The 254-nt window shown below is 63.8% G+C and carries 1 protein-coding gene; it reads left to right on the top strand.

Annotated features, from left to right (window positions below):
• Nucleotides 1-254: lipid II flippase MurJ (locus KVS69_RS19940; RefSeq protein WP_302675397.1), on the top strand; the 254-nt coding region annotated here is incomplete at both ends.

Raw genomic sequence — 254 nt, 5'->3', positions numbered from 1 at the left:
TTCGTGCTGATCAAGGCGCTGCAGCCGGGTTTTTACGCTCGCGAGGATACGAAGACGCCGATGCGCTTCACGATGATTTCGGTCGTCATCAATTCGGGGCTGGCGATCTCGCTTTTCCCGCTGATCGCCGAGCGCGGCATCGCGTCCGCGGTAGCCGCCGCCGGCTGGACCAACACGATCCTGCTGTTTTCGACGCTTCTCTGGCGCCGTGATCTCGTCTGGGGATGGACTGTGGCCAGGCGGGTCGGCCCGCT

Origin of the sequence: Stenotrophomonas sp. GbtcB23 (assembly GCF_019091045.1) — a bacterium.
Taxonomy (GTDB): Bacteria; Pseudomonadota; Gammaproteobacteria; order Xanthomonadales; family Xanthomonadaceae; genus Stenotrophomonas; species Stenotrophomonas rhizophila_A.
Note: the sequence above shows the minus strand (reverse complement) of the source record. Positions and strands in the feature narration are given on the sequence as shown.